This is a genomic window from Pseudomonas sivasensis (assembly GCF_013778505.1).
In the GTDB taxonomy this organism is placed as follows: Bacteria; Pseudomonadota; Gammaproteobacteria; order Pseudomonadales; family Pseudomonadaceae; genus Aquipseudomonas; species Aquipseudomonas sivasensis.
This window is the reverse complement of record NZ_JAAOWU010000001.1, coordinates 24,087-40,082: the sequence shown is the minus strand read 5'-3', so window position 1 is coordinate 40,082 and position 15,996 is coordinate 24,087. Positions and strand designations below refer to the sequence as shown.

The following is a 15,996-nucleotide window of genomic DNA, read 5'->3' as shown; positions in this document are numbered from 1 at the left end:
ATAAACGTGGTAATAGGCAACCTTTGGTTTTCAAATGGAAACAATCCATGAGCGAGATGGATGACCTGGCGGCCTTTGCCGTACTGATCGAAGCCGGCAGTTTTACGGTGGCCGCCGAGCAACTGGGCTGCAGTAAGGGCCAGTTATCCAAGCGTATCTCCCAGCTGGAAGCGCAGTTTTGTGTGGTGTTGTTGCACCGCACCACCCGCAAGCTCAGCCTGACCGCTGCCGGCGCGGCGTTGTTGCCACAGGCCCAGGCATTGGTGGTGCAGGTGGAACGTGCGCGTCAGGCACTGGCGAGGCTCAAGGACGATCTGGCCGGGCCGGTGCGTATGACGGTTCCCGTTTCATTAGGCGAAACTTTCTTCGATGGCTTGTTGCTGGAATTTTCCAAGCAGTACCCTCAGGTGCAGATCGAGATTGAACTCAACAACAGCTATCGAGACCTCGCGCGTGATGGCTTTGACTTGGGGGTACGTTCGGGTGCGATTGAAAACGAGCGCCTGGTGGCCAAGCCTCTGCTGGCCTGGCATGAGATGACTTGCGCCAGCCCCGCCTATCTGGAGCAGCACGGCGAACCGCTGACCCCGGCGGATCTTGCGGCGCACACCTGCTTGCTCAACAGCCATTACAGCGGCCGCGAGGAGTGGCTGTATCACCAGCAGCACGAGTTGTTGCGGGTCAGGGTAAGCGGCACCTTTGCCTCCAACCATTACAACTTGCTGAAGAAGGCAGCGCTGGTAGGCGCTGGTATTGCCCGGTTGCCGTCCTACGTGCTGCCGACGGAACTGGCCGACGGTCGATTGCGCTGGTTGCTGCGTGACTATCAGACTCGAAGCCTGCCGATGTACCTGGTTCACCCTTATCAAGGTGGCCTGCCCAGGCGCACCCAGGTTCTGGCCGACTACCTGGTGGAGTGGTTCAAGCGCAGCGGCGAGGCGTTGGATCGTCTTTAACGGTAGCGGCGGGCGATCAAGTGGTCGATGGACAAGCAACCAGGGCCCTTGGCAACCAATAGCAACAGCAGCGCAAGCCAAGTGCCGTGGGTGGGGTAGGCGTCCGGGTACACGAACAATTGAATGACCAACGTCATGCCAATCAAGGCCAGGGCCGAGAAGCGCGTGGCGAACCCCGCCAATATCAGCACCGGGAAAAAGTGCTCTGCAAACGCCGCCATGTGCGCGGCCACTTCCGGCGATATCAACGGCACGTGGTACTCACTGCGAAACAGCGGCAGTGTCGAGGCGGCGAGTGAGGGTTCACCGAGTTGGAACGTGCCGCTGACCAGATCGATGGCGAAGCCTTCTACTTTGGTTTGCCCGGATTTCCAGAACACTGCCGCGATTGAAAAGCGCGCAATAAACGCGATCAGGCTGTAGGGGATTTTCTCGAAAAGAACGATGGCCTGTTTGATCCTGCACGAAGGGCTATTGTTCATGGCGATACCTTTTGTTCTGGGAGCAAGTGAGTGATGGCGTCGTGGTTGATCAGCAGTGACAGACACTGGTGCAGGTCGAACTCGGCGCAGGCTTTAAGCGCATCCGCCACGGCCATTTCCAATGCGGCGCCGTGGTTCAGGCTATTGATAAAAGCGACAGAGCCGCCGTCGACGGCGAAGACCTTGACGATCAACCCCTGGCGCAGCACCAATGCACTTTGGGCTTTGTAAGGATCAAGAGTGGCCAAGGCGCCCTCGGTCTGGTGCGCCGCCCATACCGCAACCACGGCGTAGGCTGAGTTCAAAGCGGCAAGGGATGGGTGCAGCCGTAGGCGCAATGCGCCCAGCTCCGTTTGGGCCTGCAGCTGTTGCAGGGCGGCTTGCTGACTCACCGCCGGCGTATCTGCCGCGTGATAGGCACGAACCCGCAAGCGTTCCAAGCGGGCCACGTCGGCCAGATAAGGCACACTGGAGGCCGGATCGAAACCCTGGATGAAGTCGGCGAATGTGCTGCCGTAGTCACTGATCAGTGGGCTGGTAGGCGGGTGCGCCTGGACGTAAACGCCGACCATGGCGCGGAAAAACTCATCGCCTACCAATTGCACTGTCACGGGATAGGCCGATGCCAGTGCATTGATCAATGAGCTGTGGACATTGTTGCGATATACCGCAAAGCGACTGGCCGGGTCGGCACCGTTACTGCTGAACAGGCCGTCCGGGCAGGGCAGGTCGGGTGCCAGCAAGGCGCTGGTGAAGGCGTCGTGAAGGCTCATGGGCGGACCTGCGATAAATAGTGTTCGGCCTGTTGGGCTTCAGCGTGCAAAACGTTAAAGGCCGGCACGTGGTTGTCACGTTCAATGAGCGTGGCGACCGGGCCAGTTCGTGTGAGCACCTGTTTGTACAGTTGCCATACGGCGTTGTTGATGGGGGCACCATGGTCGTCGATCAGCAGGCGATCACCCAGGTTGTCGGTGTCCTCGCCAAAGCCGGCCAGGTGAATCTCGCCCACCGCGTGCAACGGCAGGGCGTCGATGTAAGTGAGCGGGTCGCGCTGGTGGTTGATACACGACACGTAGGCATTGTTCACATCCAGCAGCAAGCCACAGCCAGTGCGGCGGATGGTCTCGCTGATGAAGTCGGTCTCGTCCAGGGTAGAGCGTTGGAACTGCAAATAGGTCGATGGATTCTCTAGCAGCATGGGCCGCTTGAGCGTGCTCTGCACCTGGTCGACGTGTTCGCATACCCGGTTCAGCGTGTCTGCGTCGTAGGCCAGGGGCAGTAAGTCATTGAGAAACACCGGGCCGTGGCTGGACCAGGCCAAGTGTTCGGAAAAGGAGTGGGGTTGGTAGCGTTCGATCAGCGTTGCCAGGCGCGCCAGGTGCTCACGGTTGAGCGGGCCTTCGCCGCCGATGGACAGGCCCATGCCGTGCAGCGACAGCGAGTACTGTTGGCGAATCAACCCTAGGTAGTGATGAAACGGGCCGCCGGCCACCATGTAGTTTTCGGCGTGTACTTCAAAAAAACCGACATCGGGAAGGGTCTGGAGCACTTCGGTGAAGTGCTCGCTCTTCAGCCCCAGCCCGGCCCGACAGGGGAGGCCGGGCGCCTGAGCGTGTGAGACCGTGTGCTGGCGTGAAAGCGTCATGATCCGTACTCAGGCTGTGCAGGGTTTCACGACTTGGCGGTGAAGGTAGCTTCCTGGCCGAAACCGGTCGGCGAGGTGGAGCTGGGGGTTTGGGTGCAGGTGCCGGCGGGGACCAGTTTCCAGGCGTTGGCCTGATCCTTGGTTTTCGAGCTGCCGGCACAGGAGGTGCCTGCGCCTGCGGCGCAATCGTTCTTACCGGCTTCAGCGACGCCGAAGCATTTTTGCATGTCGTCGGCGGCGTGGACGGTGCTGGTCAGAGCGGAGAGGCTCAAGGCAGAACTCAGGGCGAGGACGAGGGACGCGGCGGACAGTTTGGTCGTCATGGTGTTTCTCCAGCAGTGGTTGAGTGGGCAGGCTTGATTGCCTGCATGCACCACTAGAGAAGGGAGGATTGAGTTCGTTACAAAGGCAGTTGAAAAACTTTCAAACGGTGCAAAACAAATGTGGGAGGGAGCTTGCTCCCGATGGCGGACTATCAGTCACATGCTCTGTGCCTGATATGCCGCCATCGGGAGCAAGCTCCCTCCCACATTTAGATCCGGTTTATTCAGCAACCGTCTCTTAGCCGCCCAAGTACGCCTCGCGCACCTTCGGATCCGTCAGCAACTGCTCGCCAGTGCCCTGCATCACCACACGACCGTTTTCCAGTACATAGGCGCGGTCGGCGATTTTCAGCGCCTGGTTGGCGTTCTGTTCCACCAGAAACACGGTCACACCGTCTTTGCGCAGCTGTTCGATGATGTCGAAAATCTGCTGGATGATGATCGGTGCCAGGCCCAGGGACGGTTCGTCCAGGAGCAACAGCTTGGGCTTGCTCATCAGCGCCCGGCCGATGGCGAGCATTTGCTGCTCGCCGCCGGACATGGTGCCGCCGCGCTGACTGAAGCGCTCCTTGAGCCGGGGGAACAGGTGCAGCACCTTGTCCATTTGCTCCTGGTAGTCGCCCTTGTCGGTGAAGAACCCGCCCATGGCCAGGTTTTCTTCGACGGTCAGTCGCGAGAACACGCGGCGGCCTTCCGGCACCACCGCAATGCTCTTGCGCATGATCTGCGAAGACTGCTGGCCCACCAGTTCTTCACCCATGTAGCGGATGCTGCCGCTGTGGGCCTGTGGCGAACCGCACAAGGTCATCAACAAGGTGGACTTGCCGGCGCCGTTGGCGCCGATCAGGGTCACGATTTCACCCTGGCGTACTTCCACATTGACGCTGTGCAGGGCCTGGATCTTGCCGTAGAAAGTGGAAACGTTTTCGAATTGCAGCATTTTACGCTTCCCCCAAATAGGCTTTGATCACTTCAGGATTGTCGCGGATCTGCTCCGGCGTCCCGTCGGCCAGGGGCGTGCCCTGGTTGATCACCACGATGTGGTCGGAAATGCTCATGACCAGTTTCATGTCGTGTTCGATCAACAGCACCGTGGCGTTGTTTTCTTCACGCAGCACACCGATCAGCGCCTTGAGATCTTCAGTTTCCTTTGGGTTCAGGCCGGCGGCTGGTTCGTCGAGCATGAGGATCCGCGGGCGGGTCATCATGCAGCGGGCGATTTCCAGGCGACGTTGCTGACCGTAGGCCAGGGTGCCGGCGGGACGGTTGGCAAACTCGGTGAGGTTGACCTTGTCCAGCCAGTACTCCGCGTATTCCATGGCCTCGCGCTCGCTTTTGCGAAACGCCGGGGTCTTGAACAGGCCTGCAAAGAAGTTGGTGTTCAGGTGACGGTGTTGGGCGATCAACAGGTTTTCGACCGCCGTCATGTCTTTGAACAACCGCACGTTCTGGAAGGTACGCACCACGCCCTTGCGGGCGATCTCGTGACCGGCCAAACCCTGGATCGGCTGGCCGTCCAGCAGGATGCTGCCACCGCTTGGCTTGTAGAAGCCGGTGAGGCAGTTGAACACCGTGGTCTTGCCGGCGCCGTTGGGGCCGATCAATGCAACCACCTGTTTCTCTTTCACGGTCAGGGCCACGCCGTTGACCGCCAGCAAACCGCCAAAGCGCATGCTCAGATTTTCGACTTTCAGGATCTCGCGGCTCATTTGCGCAGCTCCATGTGTGGACGTTGCATGGGCAGCAGACCTTGAGGACGCCAGATCATCATCAGCACCATCATGGCGCCGAACATCAACATGCGGTATTCGCTGAACTCACGCATCATTTCTGGCAGCAGGATCATCACGATCGCGGCCAGGATCACGCCCAGTTGCGAGCCCATGCCGCCCAATACCACGATGGCAAGGATGATCGCCGACTCGATAAAGGTGAACGACTCCGGTGTCACCAGGCCTTGGCGCGCGGCGAAGAAGCTGCCGGCAAAACCGGCGAACGCAGCACCCAGGGTGAAGGCGGAGAGCTTGATGATGGTCGGGTTCAGGCCCAGGGCGCGGCAGGCGATTTCATCTTCGCGCAACGCTTCCCAAGCACGGCCGATTGGCATGCGCAGCAGGCGGTTGATCACGAACAATGCCGCCAGCGCCAGCAACAGCGCCACCAGGTACAGGAACACCACTTTGCTTACCGGGTTGTAGGCAATCCCGAAGTACTCGTGGAAGGTCTGCATGCCTTCGGCAGCGGTGCGGTCGAACGACAGCCCGAAGAACGTTGGCTTGGGGATGCTGCTAATGCCGTTGGGGCCGCCGGTGATGTCCGTGAGGTTACGCAGGAACAGACGAATGATCTCGCCGAAACCCAGGGTCACGATGGCGAGGTAGTCACCGCGCAGTCGCAGTACCGGGAAGCCCAGCAGAAAGCCGAACGTGGCCGCCGCCATGCCGGCCAGCGGCAGGCAGATCCAGAAGCTCCAGCCCAGATAGTGCGAGAGCAGCGCGTAGGTGTAGGCACCCACGGCGTAGAAACCCACATAACCCAGGTCGAGCAGGCCGGCGAGGCCCACCACGATGTTCAGGCCCAGGCCTAGCAACACGTAGATCAGGATCAGGGTGGCGATGTCTACGGCACCGCGCGAGCCAAAGAACGGCCAGATCAGCGCGGCCACGATCAGGCCGATGATGATGTAGCGCTGGGTGCGCGGCAGGGTCAGGAATTGGCTGACCTTAGGCGATACCAACGGACCACGGTTGCTCTTGAACAGAGCGCCGACCTGCTGGGTGAACAGCACACGCAGGAACATCAGCACCGAACACAGGGCGATGATGGTCAGGGTCACGGGACCGGTGCCATGCACTTCCAGGTTGATGCCGACAATGCTCAGCTTGAGGCCGAGTACCGGGAAGGCCACGGCCCACACCAGCAAGGCGCTGAAAAACGCCGATTTAAGATATCTGCTCATACTTTCTCAACCTCCGGACGGCCCAGGATGCCGGTCGGACGGAACAACAGCACCAGAACCAACAGGCCGAACGCCACGACGTCCTTGTACTGGTCGCCGAAGATATCGGCACCAAACGCCTCGGCCACACCCAGCACCAGCCCGCCGAGCATCGCGCCCGGAATACTGCCGATGCCGCCCAATACCGCTGCGGTAAAAGCCTTGAGGCCTACCAGGAAACCGGCGTTGGGGTTGATTACGCCGTACTGCATGCTCAGCAGTACCGCCGCGACGGCTGCCAGCGCAGCACCGATCACGAAGGTCAGGGCGATGATGTTGTTGGTGTTGATGCCCAACAGGTTGGCCATCTTGATGTCTTCGGCACAGGCCCGGCAGGCGCGCCCCAGACGGGAGCGGGAGATGAACAGGGTCAGGCCCAGCATGGCCACCAGGGTGACGACGAAGACCAGGATCTGCATGTAGGAAATCAGCACTTCTTCCGCACCACCTGGGCCGAAGGAGAAGCTCCCCGGGATCAGGTTGGGGATGGATTTATCCTTGGAGTCCTGAGACAGCAATACGGTGTTCTGCAGGAAAATCGACATGCCGATGGCGGAAATCAGCGGGATCAAACGGTTGCTGCCACGCAAGGGACGGTAGGCAACGCGCTCGATACTGTAACCATAGGCACTGGTTACGACGATCGACGCAAGGAACGCGGCGGTCATCAACAGCGGCAGGGAGTGGATACCCATCATGGCCAGCCCGGCAAGGGCGATGAAGGCCACGTAGGAACCAATCATGTACACCTCGCCATGGGCGAAGTTGATCATTCCAATGATGCCGTAAACCATTGTGTAGCCAATGGCTATCAAGGCATAGGTGCTGCCAATGGTCAGGCCATTAACCAGCTGTTGGAAAAAATGATAGATCTCAGGCATTACAGCGCTCCTAAAAACCCGATACGCATTTCACTGGTGGAGTCATGTTCCGGCCCTGTGCTGTGTTCTGTGAGCACATTTGCACAAAGCGTTTGCCAGCGAACCGCTGGTGACGGTTTTAAGATTTTCAGGTGAGCCAGCGCCCGGATCGCGGGTGACAGGCCCATAAACCTCGTAAAACAAAGCCCACTGCTCTCACAGTGGGCTTGTTGGACCAGTAACGCCTGGCTTACTGAGGGGAAACTTCGGTTTTTGGTTTGCCGAAGTGCCATTCGTAGACCACGAACTTGAAGTCCTTCAGGTCGCCCTTGGCGTCGAAGCTCAGCTCGCCGGTAGGGGTCTTGAAGGTGCCCGCGTGGATGGCGGCAGCCACTTTGGCGGTGTCTTCGCTCTTGGCAGCGGTAATACCGCCGGCGATGACTTCAATGGCCGAGTAGGCCGGGAACACGAACGGACCGGTTGGGTCCTGCTTGTTCTTGGTGAACTCTTCAACGATGGCTTTGTTGGCTGGGTCGGTGTCGAAGGATTTCGGCAGGGTCACCAGCAGGCCTTCGGAAGCACCTTGGGCGATTTGCGAGATGGAGTCGTTGCCGACGCCTTCAGGGCCCATGAACTTGGCGTTCAGGCCTTTTTCCTTGGCTTGGCGCAGGATCAGGCCCAGCTCAGGGTGGTAGCCGCCGTAGTAAACGAAGTCGACGTTGGCTTGTTTGAGTTTCTGGATGATCGAGGAGAAGTCTTTGTCGCCAGCGTTCAGGCCTTCGAAGACGGCAACTTTGGTGCCTTTTTCTTCCAGGGTCTTTTTGACGGCGGTGGCGATGCCTTCGCCGTATTGCTGTTTGTCGTGCAGGACGGCAACGATTTTAGGCTTCACGTGGTCGGCGATGTAGTTGCCGGCCGCTGGGCCTTGGGCGCTGTCGAGGCCGATGGTACGGAAGATCAGCTTGTAACCACGGGCGGTGATTTCCGGGCTGGTGGCCGCCGGGGTAATCATGATCACGCCTTCGTCTTCATAGATGTCGGACGCTGGCTGAGTGGAGCTGGAGCAGAGGTGACCGACCACGAACTTAACGCCGTCGTTAACCACTTTGTTGGCGACAGCCACGGCTTGTTTAGGGTCGCAAGCGTCGTCGTATTCCTTGGCTTCAAGCATTTTGCCGTCGACGCCGCCTTTGGCGTTGATGTCGGCGATAGCTTGCTTGGCACCCATGAATTGCATGTCGCCGTATTGCGTTACAGGACCAGTCTTTGGACCGGCGATGCCGATCTTGATGGTGTCAGCTGCGAACGAATGGCCGGCAACCCCAGCCAGGACCATAGCGGCAAACAGTTTGGAAATCTGCTTAGTAGCCTTATTCATAGTGCTCCACTCTTACTGTTGTATTTTTTATAGTTCTAGCGGCCTTGTGAGCTGCAGAACCGGATCAGATATCTCGGATATCCCCCGGCAGTGCCCTGGCAACTGTACCGGTACAGTGTAGAGCGCCGGTTCATCGCTTGAAAAGCTGGCTGCTGGGGGCAAAACCTTGGCGTGTCGCTTAAATGAAAGAAAAAGACAGAATTGCGGCGGGGTGATGCCAGAGTTTCGGGCAATCCTTGGCTTTCCTGACACTTTCTATCGATGACTCATTTGCAACTGGGTTTTTCTACCTCGGTCGCGACGTTATGATTGCGCCGATTTTTTCCCAAGGTGAACTCCCATGACGCAAGAACCTAGCACCCTCTATGCCAAGCTGCTCGGTGAAACCGCCGAAATTTCCTGGAAGGAGCTTGAACCGTTCTTTGCCAAGGGTGCCCTATTGTGGGTCGACACCGGCTTGGATTTGATCGAAGCCGCCGAGGGAATGGCCGAGGACAACCGTGACAAAGTCGCTGCCTGGCTGGCCTCGGGTAGCCTGGGCGAAGTGTCTGCGACGCGGGCATTGGACCTGGTGGAGCGTGACCCGAGTTTGTGGGCGGTGGTGGTTTCGCCGTGGATATTGATCCAGGAAAGGGCAGCGCAATAGAGGTGAGCACTAAAACGGTGCGTGTTTTTCCGTGGCAAAAGTGTGTAGCGGAGTAACCGCAGATACGGTGATGGCATCTTGCCGTGGAGAAAGGTCACAGCTCAGGGTGACGTGCGCGTCATGGGAACAGTTATCTTGCGAGCGAATAGGCGGGAGAATTGTTTCTCAGTGTGAATAAAGCGTAGCGGCTGTCAGATCATGACATGGGAAAGGGTGAATTCCGGTAAAGTTCGCCGCTTGTCACCCGGAGCTCGTCATGCCGTCAGCGCTGCCCCCTTTAGCCAAGTCCTCGCACCAGCTGCTTTACCTTATTTACGGTAATCAGGACGTTTATCGGCGCGAAGCCAAGTTCAGTATCCTCACTGCCTTGTCCCAGCTCAAAGCGGGCGAGTCGTTGTGCATCCGTGTCATGACCGATCGCCCCCAGGATTACTTCGGCTGGCCGGTTGAGACCATCACCTTGGACGAGCAGACCCTGACCCAATGGCAGGGTGAAAACGGCTATGCCCACCGCCGCAAGGCGTGCGCGATTGCCCACGGGCTTGCGCTTGCGGACAAGACCCTGTTCGTTGACACCGACACCCTGTTTCTCAAATCCCCCCATCGCGTGCTTGAGCTGATCGAGCCGGGCCAGTACGTGATGGATGGCTTCGAATACGACTGGAGCTACGTGTGCAAGCGTCCTGACTACCTCAAGTTGGGCGAGCACCTACAGGCCCATGGCATCTCTGCCGATAACAGCTTCAAGCTCTACAACAGTGGCCTGTGCGGTGTCCGCGCCAGTGATGCGCCGCTGCTCGAAGCGTCCATCTGCCTGATCGACGAGTGGACCCAGCACTCGTTCGATATCCACACCATCGAGCAAATCGCGATTTCCTTTGCGATGCGCGAACAGAAGGTGCGCGAGGCGTGCAAGTTTGTGCATCACTACTATGCCGACAAGCGCTTCTTCCATGCCATGCAGGCGCACTTCTTCGCCCAGCACGGTGAGGTATTCGGCCCTGAGTTGGTAGCGCGTTGCCTTGATGTGCCGCGGGTCAAGCCGGTGCCCTCGCCCTGGCAGCGATTGCGCATCAAATGGAAGCTGCGCAATCAGTGCAAGCGTGTCAAAAAGGTCGGCCGCGATCTGCTCTACGGCAGTTCGGCGCCCGAGCATCCGTACTACGACGTGTGCCGACATGGCTGGTGGGAATCGGCTTCCCGGGAGATTCGCGGCTGGGATGAGGCGGAGCAGCAGCGGTTTTTCGGCGCGAAAGACGCCGGCTGGCCGAAGCATATTCCCCGGCCTGCCAAGCGCGCTGACGAACAAACCATCCTCGCGTTCCTGCGCCAGCGCATGACGCAATGACGCAATGACGTTGCGACGGCGCCACGCGGCGCCGTCGCACAGTATCAGGCCGTCTTGCCGGTATGGTTATTCAACGAAATAACCTTGGTCTTGCCGATACGGTGACGATAGATCTCACGCAGGTACTTGATCGCTTTCTTCACGCAGTCCCGTGACAGGCGAATGTCATTGATCGATACGAACTTGTCTTTGTCGTTGATCAGCTCCCGGTACTTCTTCTCATACATCGGTTTGATCGCGTACCAGTTGGTGTCGAGGATCTTGGCCGGGTTTTCAAACTCGTTGAGCAGCTCGTCGATACGGTCTTCGTCGAAGTCCTCGTGGATGATGAAATCCAGGATCGAGTTGTCCAGCGTGTCATCGAAGCGGTACGGATTGCGCGCGAAGCAACGTTTGATAAACGCCACGATCAGCGTCAGGAAGTCATCCGACAGGCAGGGGCTCTTGGCAATCAGGGTGGTCAGCGACAGGTTGGCCGACGCGCCGATGACCAAGGCGTAGCGCTTGAGCGTGGTATTGGGGAACAGGCTGTTGAGGTGAGTCTTGAGCCGGTTCAGGTCCATGTAGGACAGTTTGTAGTCCTTGGGCAGCGAGACGATGGACACCACCGACGAGCAGTTCTTGAAGAAGTGCAGGTCGTGCAGCGCCGCTGCGTCATAGCCGGAATTCTTGTACTGCTCCAGGGACGCTTTGTAGCGCTTGGACTCGATTGGCAACAGGCTGATGCCTTCGATGGCCTGGGTGACCTTATTGAAGTGCGGCAGGTCGATGGAGCGGAAGAACAGATCGTCGATATTCAGGCGCTGGGGCTCCTTCTCGAAGACTTTGAACTTGTCATTCGAAGGAACCGGTGTTTCCGGAACCACGGACTCGGCGTAGGCAATCGCTACCGGGCCGGCCAGGCTCATGAATAGGTCGTTGGCGTCCAGGCGGATGGTTTCGCCGATGTCGATACCGGCGCGACGGAAGTAGTTCTGGTCGTAGTCGGTGGTCACGGCCTGGGCGGTGAGGATGTTGAAGATCTGCTGGGAGATGTACTGGTTGGCGTGTTTTTCCATGGCATTGACGTCAATGTTCTGGATGTTGCCGTCATCGCTTTCTTCGGCATAGCGCATGATGTCGTTGGAGATCAGCATCATCGCGTTCCATGGGCGGATACGCCCCTTCACGCTGGCTTCGCTGCTGTCTTCGTTGTCAAAGTTGTACGAGAAGTCCCACTCTTCCGAAAGGTATTTGCACAGCAGCCGGCCGGCGTTGATGTGCAGCGCCTCGGACATTTCACTGCGGTGATCGGAAATGTTCGGCAGCACACAAATACCGCTGGTGAAGATCGGCTCGAAGACGAAAGCATGGCCGCTTTTGCTGTCGTGCTCATCGGCGGGCTTGGTGTCGAAGGTCTTGTTCATGTACGAGTGCTGCTGGGCCAGGCCGAATTCCGAGGCCATGCCTGAGCCGGTACCGCCACCGGCGCTGAAGATCGAGAAGTACAGACGCGACTGATTGGCCTTGATGCCGCAGGAGTCGATGAGGTACGAGTGGATCATTTTCCAGTCGGGGCTGGAAAAGCGCTGGGTGTCTTTGTTGAGGATGATCTTCGCCAGGTATTGGCCGAGGATCGGCGCGTTACCGGCGCCACCGGCATGGACTTCGGAGAGGTCCATGATTTTCATCTTGCTGTAGTCGCGCAGGAAGCCGCTTTTTTCGCCCTTGCGTGAGAAGCGAATACGCCCGGCGATGTCCTTGTCCAGGTCGCCGAGCATCACCAACGGTTCCACCAGGAACACCGGCTTGCTGGCCTTGCCGCCGCCCAGGCGCAGGTTATTGCGGATCCACTGGGCCGGACTGTAACCCTTGTCCAACGATTTATCTTCGTTGCTGAACTCGTTCAGGTAGAACTTTCGCGCGTTGTACACCAACTCCGCCACGTCCAGCGCAATGTTCGAACCGCAGCGGCCCAGGCCGATCAGGCATACCGACGGAAACTCTTGCTCGCTGCGCTGCTCGCCGTCCACTTCCAGATGAGGCGGGCATGGAAACACCATGTCGCGCAGGCCATCGAGGTTATCGAGGATACGGTCGGTATTGGTTTCGGTGAAGTACAGGTATTGCTGGGTGGACAGCGGGCGGGCAGTGGTCAATGACGTTGAACCTGAGGGCTTCTGCGCAGGCGCTGCGAGCAACACGTCGGATACCACGGTGGCAGAGTTATTTTTAGAAGTCATTGTGCGCCATGTGCCTGGGCGGATGGCTGGAAAGAATCAAAGGGCCATCACGGAATGGGAGTTCGCGACTTTGCAGTGCGTCCTTGTCCGGGACGATCGGGCTGACCCCGTGTTCTCAGGGAAAACCTGGCCGGACTCTGATGAATCGGCCGTTCGTCGGGAATCTTTAGATGAATGATGGCGAAATGCCAAGGAATCGGCGTCAGCGAATTGGCCTCACGATAGAGGTGGGCCCAGGTCGGCCCGGGGCAGGTTCTCTCGGCGCGATGGTGTCTTTGGTGGCTGCCATGCTCAACGAATAAAGCGGGTTGTGTATGTCGATGCCCTGCATAACGCTGATGATGTCACTGGCGGCCACTGCTGGGCTCAGCAGGTAACCCTGGACGTAATCACAGCCGTGTTGGAGCAGCAGTTCGAACTGGGCATGGGTTTCCACGCCTTCGGTCACCACCTGCAGGTGCAGGGTATGGGCCATGCCGATAATCGCCTGGACGATCTCGATATCGGCGGTCGATTTGGGAATGTCCTGGATGAACGAACGATCAATCTTCAAGGTGTTGAGCGGCAGGCGCTTGAGGTAAGCGAGGGAGGAGTAGCCGGTGCCGAAATCGTCGATGGCCAGCGACACGCCCAGCGAACGTATTTGCCGCAACAGTGCCAGGGTGCTGCTGATGTTGCCCATCAGCGCATTTTCAGTCACTTCCAGCTCCAGGCGATTAGCGCCGATCCCGCTGAAGCGCAGGGCGTCTTCTATCTCATCTGCCAGCTCATCGCGGGCCAGGTTCAGGGCCGAGCAGTTCACCGCCATGGTCAGGTCGGTATAGCCTCGGTCGGTTAGCAGGCTCAAGTCATGGCAGGCCTGGCGCAGTACCCAGTGGTCGAGGTCGGCGATCAGTCCGTTGCTTTCGGCAATGCCGATAAATCGGTCCGGGGCCAGCAGCCCATGTTGCGGATGCTGCCAGCGCACGAGGGCCTCCAGGCGCGTGACTTTGCCCAGTTTCATGTCAAATATCGGTTGGTAGAACAGCACCAGTTGGTTCTGGGCGCGCAAGGCGCTGCGCAGTTCTTCTTCCAATTGCAGTTCGAGGAAGGCCCGGGTCTTCAGGTTGGAACTGAAGAAGTTCAGGCTGTTACGCCCCGTATCCTTGGACTGGTAAAGCGCCAGGTCGGCGGTCTTGAGCAGCTCTTCGCAGGTCAGGCCATCGTCGGGAAACAGGCTGATGCCGATGCTGGTGGTCATTACCATGCGGCGGCCGGCCAGTTCGATGGGCTCTTTCATTTTCTGCATGATGCGCTGGGCCAGGTGCCGCGCTTCGTCGCGGTGGTGGACGCTGATCAGGATGCAGAACTCATCGCCGCCAAACCGGGCGACCACGTCTGCATGGCTGCGCACCGAGCCTTTGATATGGCTGGCGAGTACGGTGAGCAATTGATCGCCGGCGTCATGACCGAGGCTGTCGTTGATGCGCTTGAAGTGGTCGATGTCCAGGAAAATCACGGCCATCATGCCGTTTGAAGCGGTTTTTTCGGCGATTTTCTCCGCAAAGATCTGATTGAAACCCCGGCGATTGAGCAGGCTGGTCAGGGCATCGTAATGGGCTACCTGTTGTAGAGAGGCGCGCGCCTGGTCCAGTTCGCTGAGCAGTGCGTTGACCCGACGCAGGTCGCGTTCCTTGTGCTGCAGTTTCTTGTCCGCCAGAGCAGCGCTGATGCTGCTGCCGATTACCAGCAGGGTGATCACGGCGACCGACAGTCCCAATTGGATCGGGTTGTTGTCCAGCGGCAATGAAAGGTCGGCCCCCGTGGGCACGATCAATTGCGTCGCGGCCATGCCGGTAAAGTGCATGCTGAGAATGCCCGCGCCCAGCACCAGGCTGGCGGCGTACTTGAGCAGTTGATGAAATACCCCAGTGCCGGTGCGCAGGTAACTCGACAGCAATAACGCGGCCAGGCTGGCGCCCATGGCGATGCCCACAGAGGCGAGGAACAGTCCCGACTCGAAATACATCTGAGCCTGGGAGCGCATGGCTGACATGCCGACGTAGTGCATCAACGCGATGCCAAACCCCATCCAGACCGACGCCAGCACGTATTGGTGGAACCGCAGGTTGGCATGACTGAGGGTTTTCATGGCGAACAACGAGGCGATCAGGGCGATCAGCAGCGAGGCGAACGTTGTAATCAGTTCGTAGTGAATCGCAATGGGGGCTTGGAAGGCCAGCATGCTGATGAAGTGGGTAGACCAAATGCCACCCGCCAGGCAGCCGGCACCCAGCCAGCGCCAGTGGCGGCGTGCGGTGGGATCTTCGACATGGCCAACGCGTTCAGCCATGTCCAGGGTGCCGAACCCCGCCGCACAGGCCACCAGATAGGCCAGCAACACCAGGAAAGGGTTATGACTGCAATTGAGTAATAAGTGCCCGTTCGCTGGAAGATCGGTAAAGAAGTGCAGACCCAGCCATTCCATAGCATGTCCCGTCATAGCGTCACGTCACAGCCTGCGGCAATGACCTATGGGGTCGAGTATAGAAGCCTCGAAGGATTTGCCAGGGATAATGGCACTTTGCTCTGAATGATTTTGGCATGCCACCCATAGCGATTAATGCTAAGCGCTGATGGGCAGTTCCAATTCGAACGGCGCTTGCAACGGCGGCAGGCCAAATGCGGCGCGGGCTGCATCGCAGTCGACGTTCTGTTCGCCCTGACTCCACGACGCATCGAACTCTCGGCAGGGGCTTGAACGCTGCTCATATATTGAGCAACTGGTGCCTTTGCCGACTTCACCTTCAAGGCTGCAGCAGCGTGCGGGCTTTTGATCAGTCCCGATCATCGCCACGCGGGTCGGGTTGATCTGCACCACCAGGTCATCCGGCACCGTGCCCCCCGATGAGGCACACTCACCCCAGAAGAAAGACACACGGAAGTGTGAACAGCAGGCACCGCAACTCAGACACGGACTGGCTTCGGACATGGGCGTCATCGATAAGAAAGGTAAGAAGGGGTGCTACGGGAAGGCTCGCCATTCTATCCGCGCCATGGCCGTTGGGAAGAGGGTGGCGCACTTATATTTTTGTAGGTGAAGTCCCGCAGCACCGGGTGAAATCATGCCCTATCAGCTTTACGAATCATTACAGACAA

The 15,996-nt window shown here is 58.6% G+C and carries 15 protein-coding genes; 3 read left to right on the top strand and 12 right to left on the bottom strand.

Translation table 11 applies throughout. From position 1 onward, the window contains the following. Positions 1–47 precede the first annotated feature (47 nt). Complete coding sequence (locus G9Q84_RS00185) at positions 48–956, top strand: LysR family transcriptional regulator (protein WP_095184028.1); 909 nt, start codon at positions 48–50, stop codon at positions 954–956. Here the strand turns inward: G9Q84_RS00185 and G9Q84_RS00180 are convergent. The 9 genes from G9Q84_RS00180 to G9Q84_RS00140 form a co-directional block, all read right to left on the bottom strand. Beyond that, entirely contained in the window at positions 953–1,438 is a 486-nt protein-coding gene (locus G9Q84_RS00180) for a DoxX family protein (protein ID WP_181642717.1), read from the bottom strand. The genes G9Q84_RS00185 and G9Q84_RS00180 overlap by 4 nt on opposite strands. Further along, a complete protein-coding gene (locus G9Q84_RS00175) occupies positions 1,435–2,211 on the bottom strand; it encodes an HvfC/BufC N-terminal domain-containing protein (RefSeq protein ID WP_122755704.1) in 777 nt (258 codons plus the stop codon). The genes G9Q84_RS00180 and G9Q84_RS00175 overlap by 4 nt, the downstream gene beginning before the upstream one ends. Beyond that, complete coding sequence (bufB, locus tag G9Q84_RS00170) at positions 2,208–3,083, bottom strand: MNIO family bufferin maturase (RefSeq protein WP_185159942.1); 876 nt, start codon at positions 3,081–3,083, stop codon at positions 2,208–2,210. Before bufB ends, G9Q84_RS00175 begins: the two co-directional genes overlap by 4 nt. Positions 3,084–3,109: 26 nt before the next feature. Next, positions 3,110–3,406 (bottom strand): BufA1 family periplasmic bufferin-type metallophore, encoded by a 297-nt coding sequence (locus G9Q84_RS00165; RefSeq protein ID WP_181642716.1) that lies wholly within the window; start codon positions 3,404–3,406, stop codon positions 3,110–3,112. A 238-nt stretch (positions 3,407–3,644) separates the two neighbouring features. Then, the gene (locus G9Q84_RS00160) at positions 3,645–4,346 is read right to left on the bottom strand and encodes an ABC transporter ATP-binding protein (protein ID WP_010212366.1); all 702 of its coding nucleotides are present in this window, start codon (positions 4,344–4,346) and stop codon (positions 3,645–3,647) included. A 1-nt stretch (position 4,347) separates the two neighbouring features. After that, complete coding sequence (livG, locus tag G9Q84_RS00155; protein WP_012722652.1) at positions 4,348–5,115, bottom strand: high-affinity branched-chain amino acid ABC transporter ATP-binding protein LivG; 768 nt, start codon at positions 5,113–5,115, stop codon at positions 4,348–4,350. Beyond that, on the bottom strand, positions 5,112–6,365 hold the full coding sequence (locus G9Q84_RS00150) for a high-affinity branched-chain amino acid ABC transporter permease LivM (RefSeq protein ID WP_095184031.1): 1,254 nt from the start codon (positions 6,363–6,365) through the stop codon (positions 5,112–5,114). The genes livG and G9Q84_RS00150 overlap by 4 nt, the downstream gene beginning before the upstream one ends. Further along, positions 6,362–7,285 (bottom strand): high-affinity branched-chain amino acid ABC transporter permease LivH, encoded by a 924-nt coding sequence (gene livH, locus G9Q84_RS00145; protein WP_003172375.1) that lies wholly within the window; start codon positions 7,283–7,285, stop codon positions 6,362–6,364. Before livH ends, G9Q84_RS00150 begins: the two co-directional genes overlap by 4 nt. Before the next feature lie 229 nt (positions 7,286–7,514). Then, on the bottom strand, positions 7,515–8,642 hold the full coding sequence (locus G9Q84_RS00140) for a branched-chain amino acid ABC transporter substrate-binding protein (RefSeq protein ID WP_032891577.1): 1,128 nt from the start codon (positions 8,640–8,642) through the stop codon (positions 7,515–7,517). Between the two features lie 340 nt (positions 8,643–8,982). Between G9Q84_RS00140 and G9Q84_RS00135 the strand changes: the two genes are divergently transcribed. Both G9Q84_RS00135 and G9Q84_RS00130 read left to right on the top strand, forming a co-directional pair. Continuing rightward, on the top strand, positions 8,983–9,288 hold the full coding sequence (locus G9Q84_RS00135) for a DUF2288 domain-containing protein (RefSeq protein ID WP_099601291.1): 306 nt from the start codon (positions 8,983–8,985) through the stop codon (positions 9,286–9,288). A 256-nt stretch (positions 9,289–9,544) separates the two neighbouring features. Continuing rightward, entirely contained in the window at positions 9,545–10,636 is a 1,092-nt protein-coding gene (locus G9Q84_RS00130) for a hypothetical protein (protein ID WP_122764887.1), read from the top strand. Positions 10,637–10,680: 44 nt separating this feature from the next. Here the strand turns inward: G9Q84_RS00130 and G9Q84_RS00125 are convergent, their stop codons facing one another. From G9Q84_RS00125 to G9Q84_RS00115, 3 genes are all read right to left on the bottom strand, one after another. After that, positions 10,681–12,858, bottom strand: coding sequence for a hypothetical protein (locus G9Q84_RS00125; protein ID WP_181642715.1), 2,178 nt, complete (start codon positions 12,856–12,858; stop codon positions 10,681–10,683). Between the two features lie 202 nt (positions 12,859–13,060). After that, positions 13,061–15,325, bottom strand: coding sequence for a putative bifunctional diguanylate cyclase/phosphodiesterase (locus G9Q84_RS00120; RefSeq protein ID WP_032891569.1), 2,265 nt, complete (start codon positions 15,323–15,325; stop codon positions 13,061–13,063). Positions 15,326–15,463: 138 nt separating this feature from the next. Further along, positions 15,464–15,829, bottom strand: coding sequence for a YkgJ family cysteine cluster protein (locus G9Q84_RS00115; protein WP_032891567.1), 366 nt, complete (start codon positions 15,827–15,829; stop codon positions 15,464–15,466). Positions 15,830–15,996 lie beyond the last annotated feature (167 nt).

Coding starts and splice junctions, on each gene's coding strand:
- G9Q84_RS00135 (WP_099601291.1), top strand. CDS start 8,983: ATGACGCAAGAACCTAGCACCCTCTATGCCAAGCTGCTCGGTGAAACC.
- G9Q84_RS00185 (WP_095184028.1), top strand. CDS start 48: ATGAGCGAGATGGATGACCTGGCGGCCTTTGCCGTACTGATCGAAGCC.
- G9Q84_RS00160 (WP_010212366.1), bottom strand. CDS start 4,346: ATGCTGCAATTCGAAAACGTTTCCACTTTCTACGGCAAGATCCAGGCC.
- G9Q84_RS00165 (WP_181642716.1), bottom strand. CDS start 3,406: ATGACGACCAAACTGTCCGCCGCGTCCCTCGTCCTCGCCCTGAGTTCT.
- G9Q84_RS00120 (WP_032891569.1), bottom strand. CDS start 15,325: ATGGAATGGCTGGGTCTGCACTTCTTTACCGATCTTCCAGCGAACGGG.
- G9Q84_RS00175 (WP_122755704.1), bottom strand. CDS start 2,211: ATGAGCCTTCACGACGCCTTCACCAGCGCCTTGCTGGCACCCGACCTG.
- livH (WP_003172375.1), bottom strand. CDS start 7,285: ATGCCTGAGATCTATCATTTTTTCCAACAGCTGGTTAATGGCCTGACC.
- G9Q84_RS00125 (WP_181642715.1), bottom strand. CDS start 12,858: ATGACTTCTAAAAATAACTCTGCCACCGTGGTATCCGACGTGTTGCTC.
- G9Q84_RS00180 (WP_181642717.1), bottom strand. CDS start 1,438: ATGAACAATAGCCCTTCGTGCAGGATCAAACAGGCCATCGTTCTTTTC.
- G9Q84_RS00150 (WP_095184031.1), bottom strand. CDS start 6,365: ATGAGCAGATATCTTAAATCGGCGTTTTTCAGCGCCTTGCTGGTGTGG.
- G9Q84_RS00140 (WP_032891577.1), bottom strand. CDS start 8,642: ATGAATAAGGCTACTAAGCAGATTTCCAAACTGTTTGCCGCTATGGTC.
- bufB (WP_185159942.1), bottom strand. CDS start 3,083: ATGACGCTTTCACGCCAGCACACGGTCTCACACGCTCAGGCGCCCGGC.
- G9Q84_RS00115 (WP_032891567.1), bottom strand. CDS start 15,829: ATGTCCGAAGCCAGTCCGTGTCTGAGTTGCGGTGCCTGCTGTTCACAC.
- livG (WP_012722652.1), bottom strand. CDS start 5,115: ATGAGCCGCGAGATCCTGAAAGTCGAAAATCTGAGCATGCGCTTTGGC.
- G9Q84_RS00130 (WP_122764887.1), top strand. CDS start 9,545: ATGCCGTCAGCGCTGCCCCCTTTAGCCAAGTCCTCGCACCAGCTGCTT.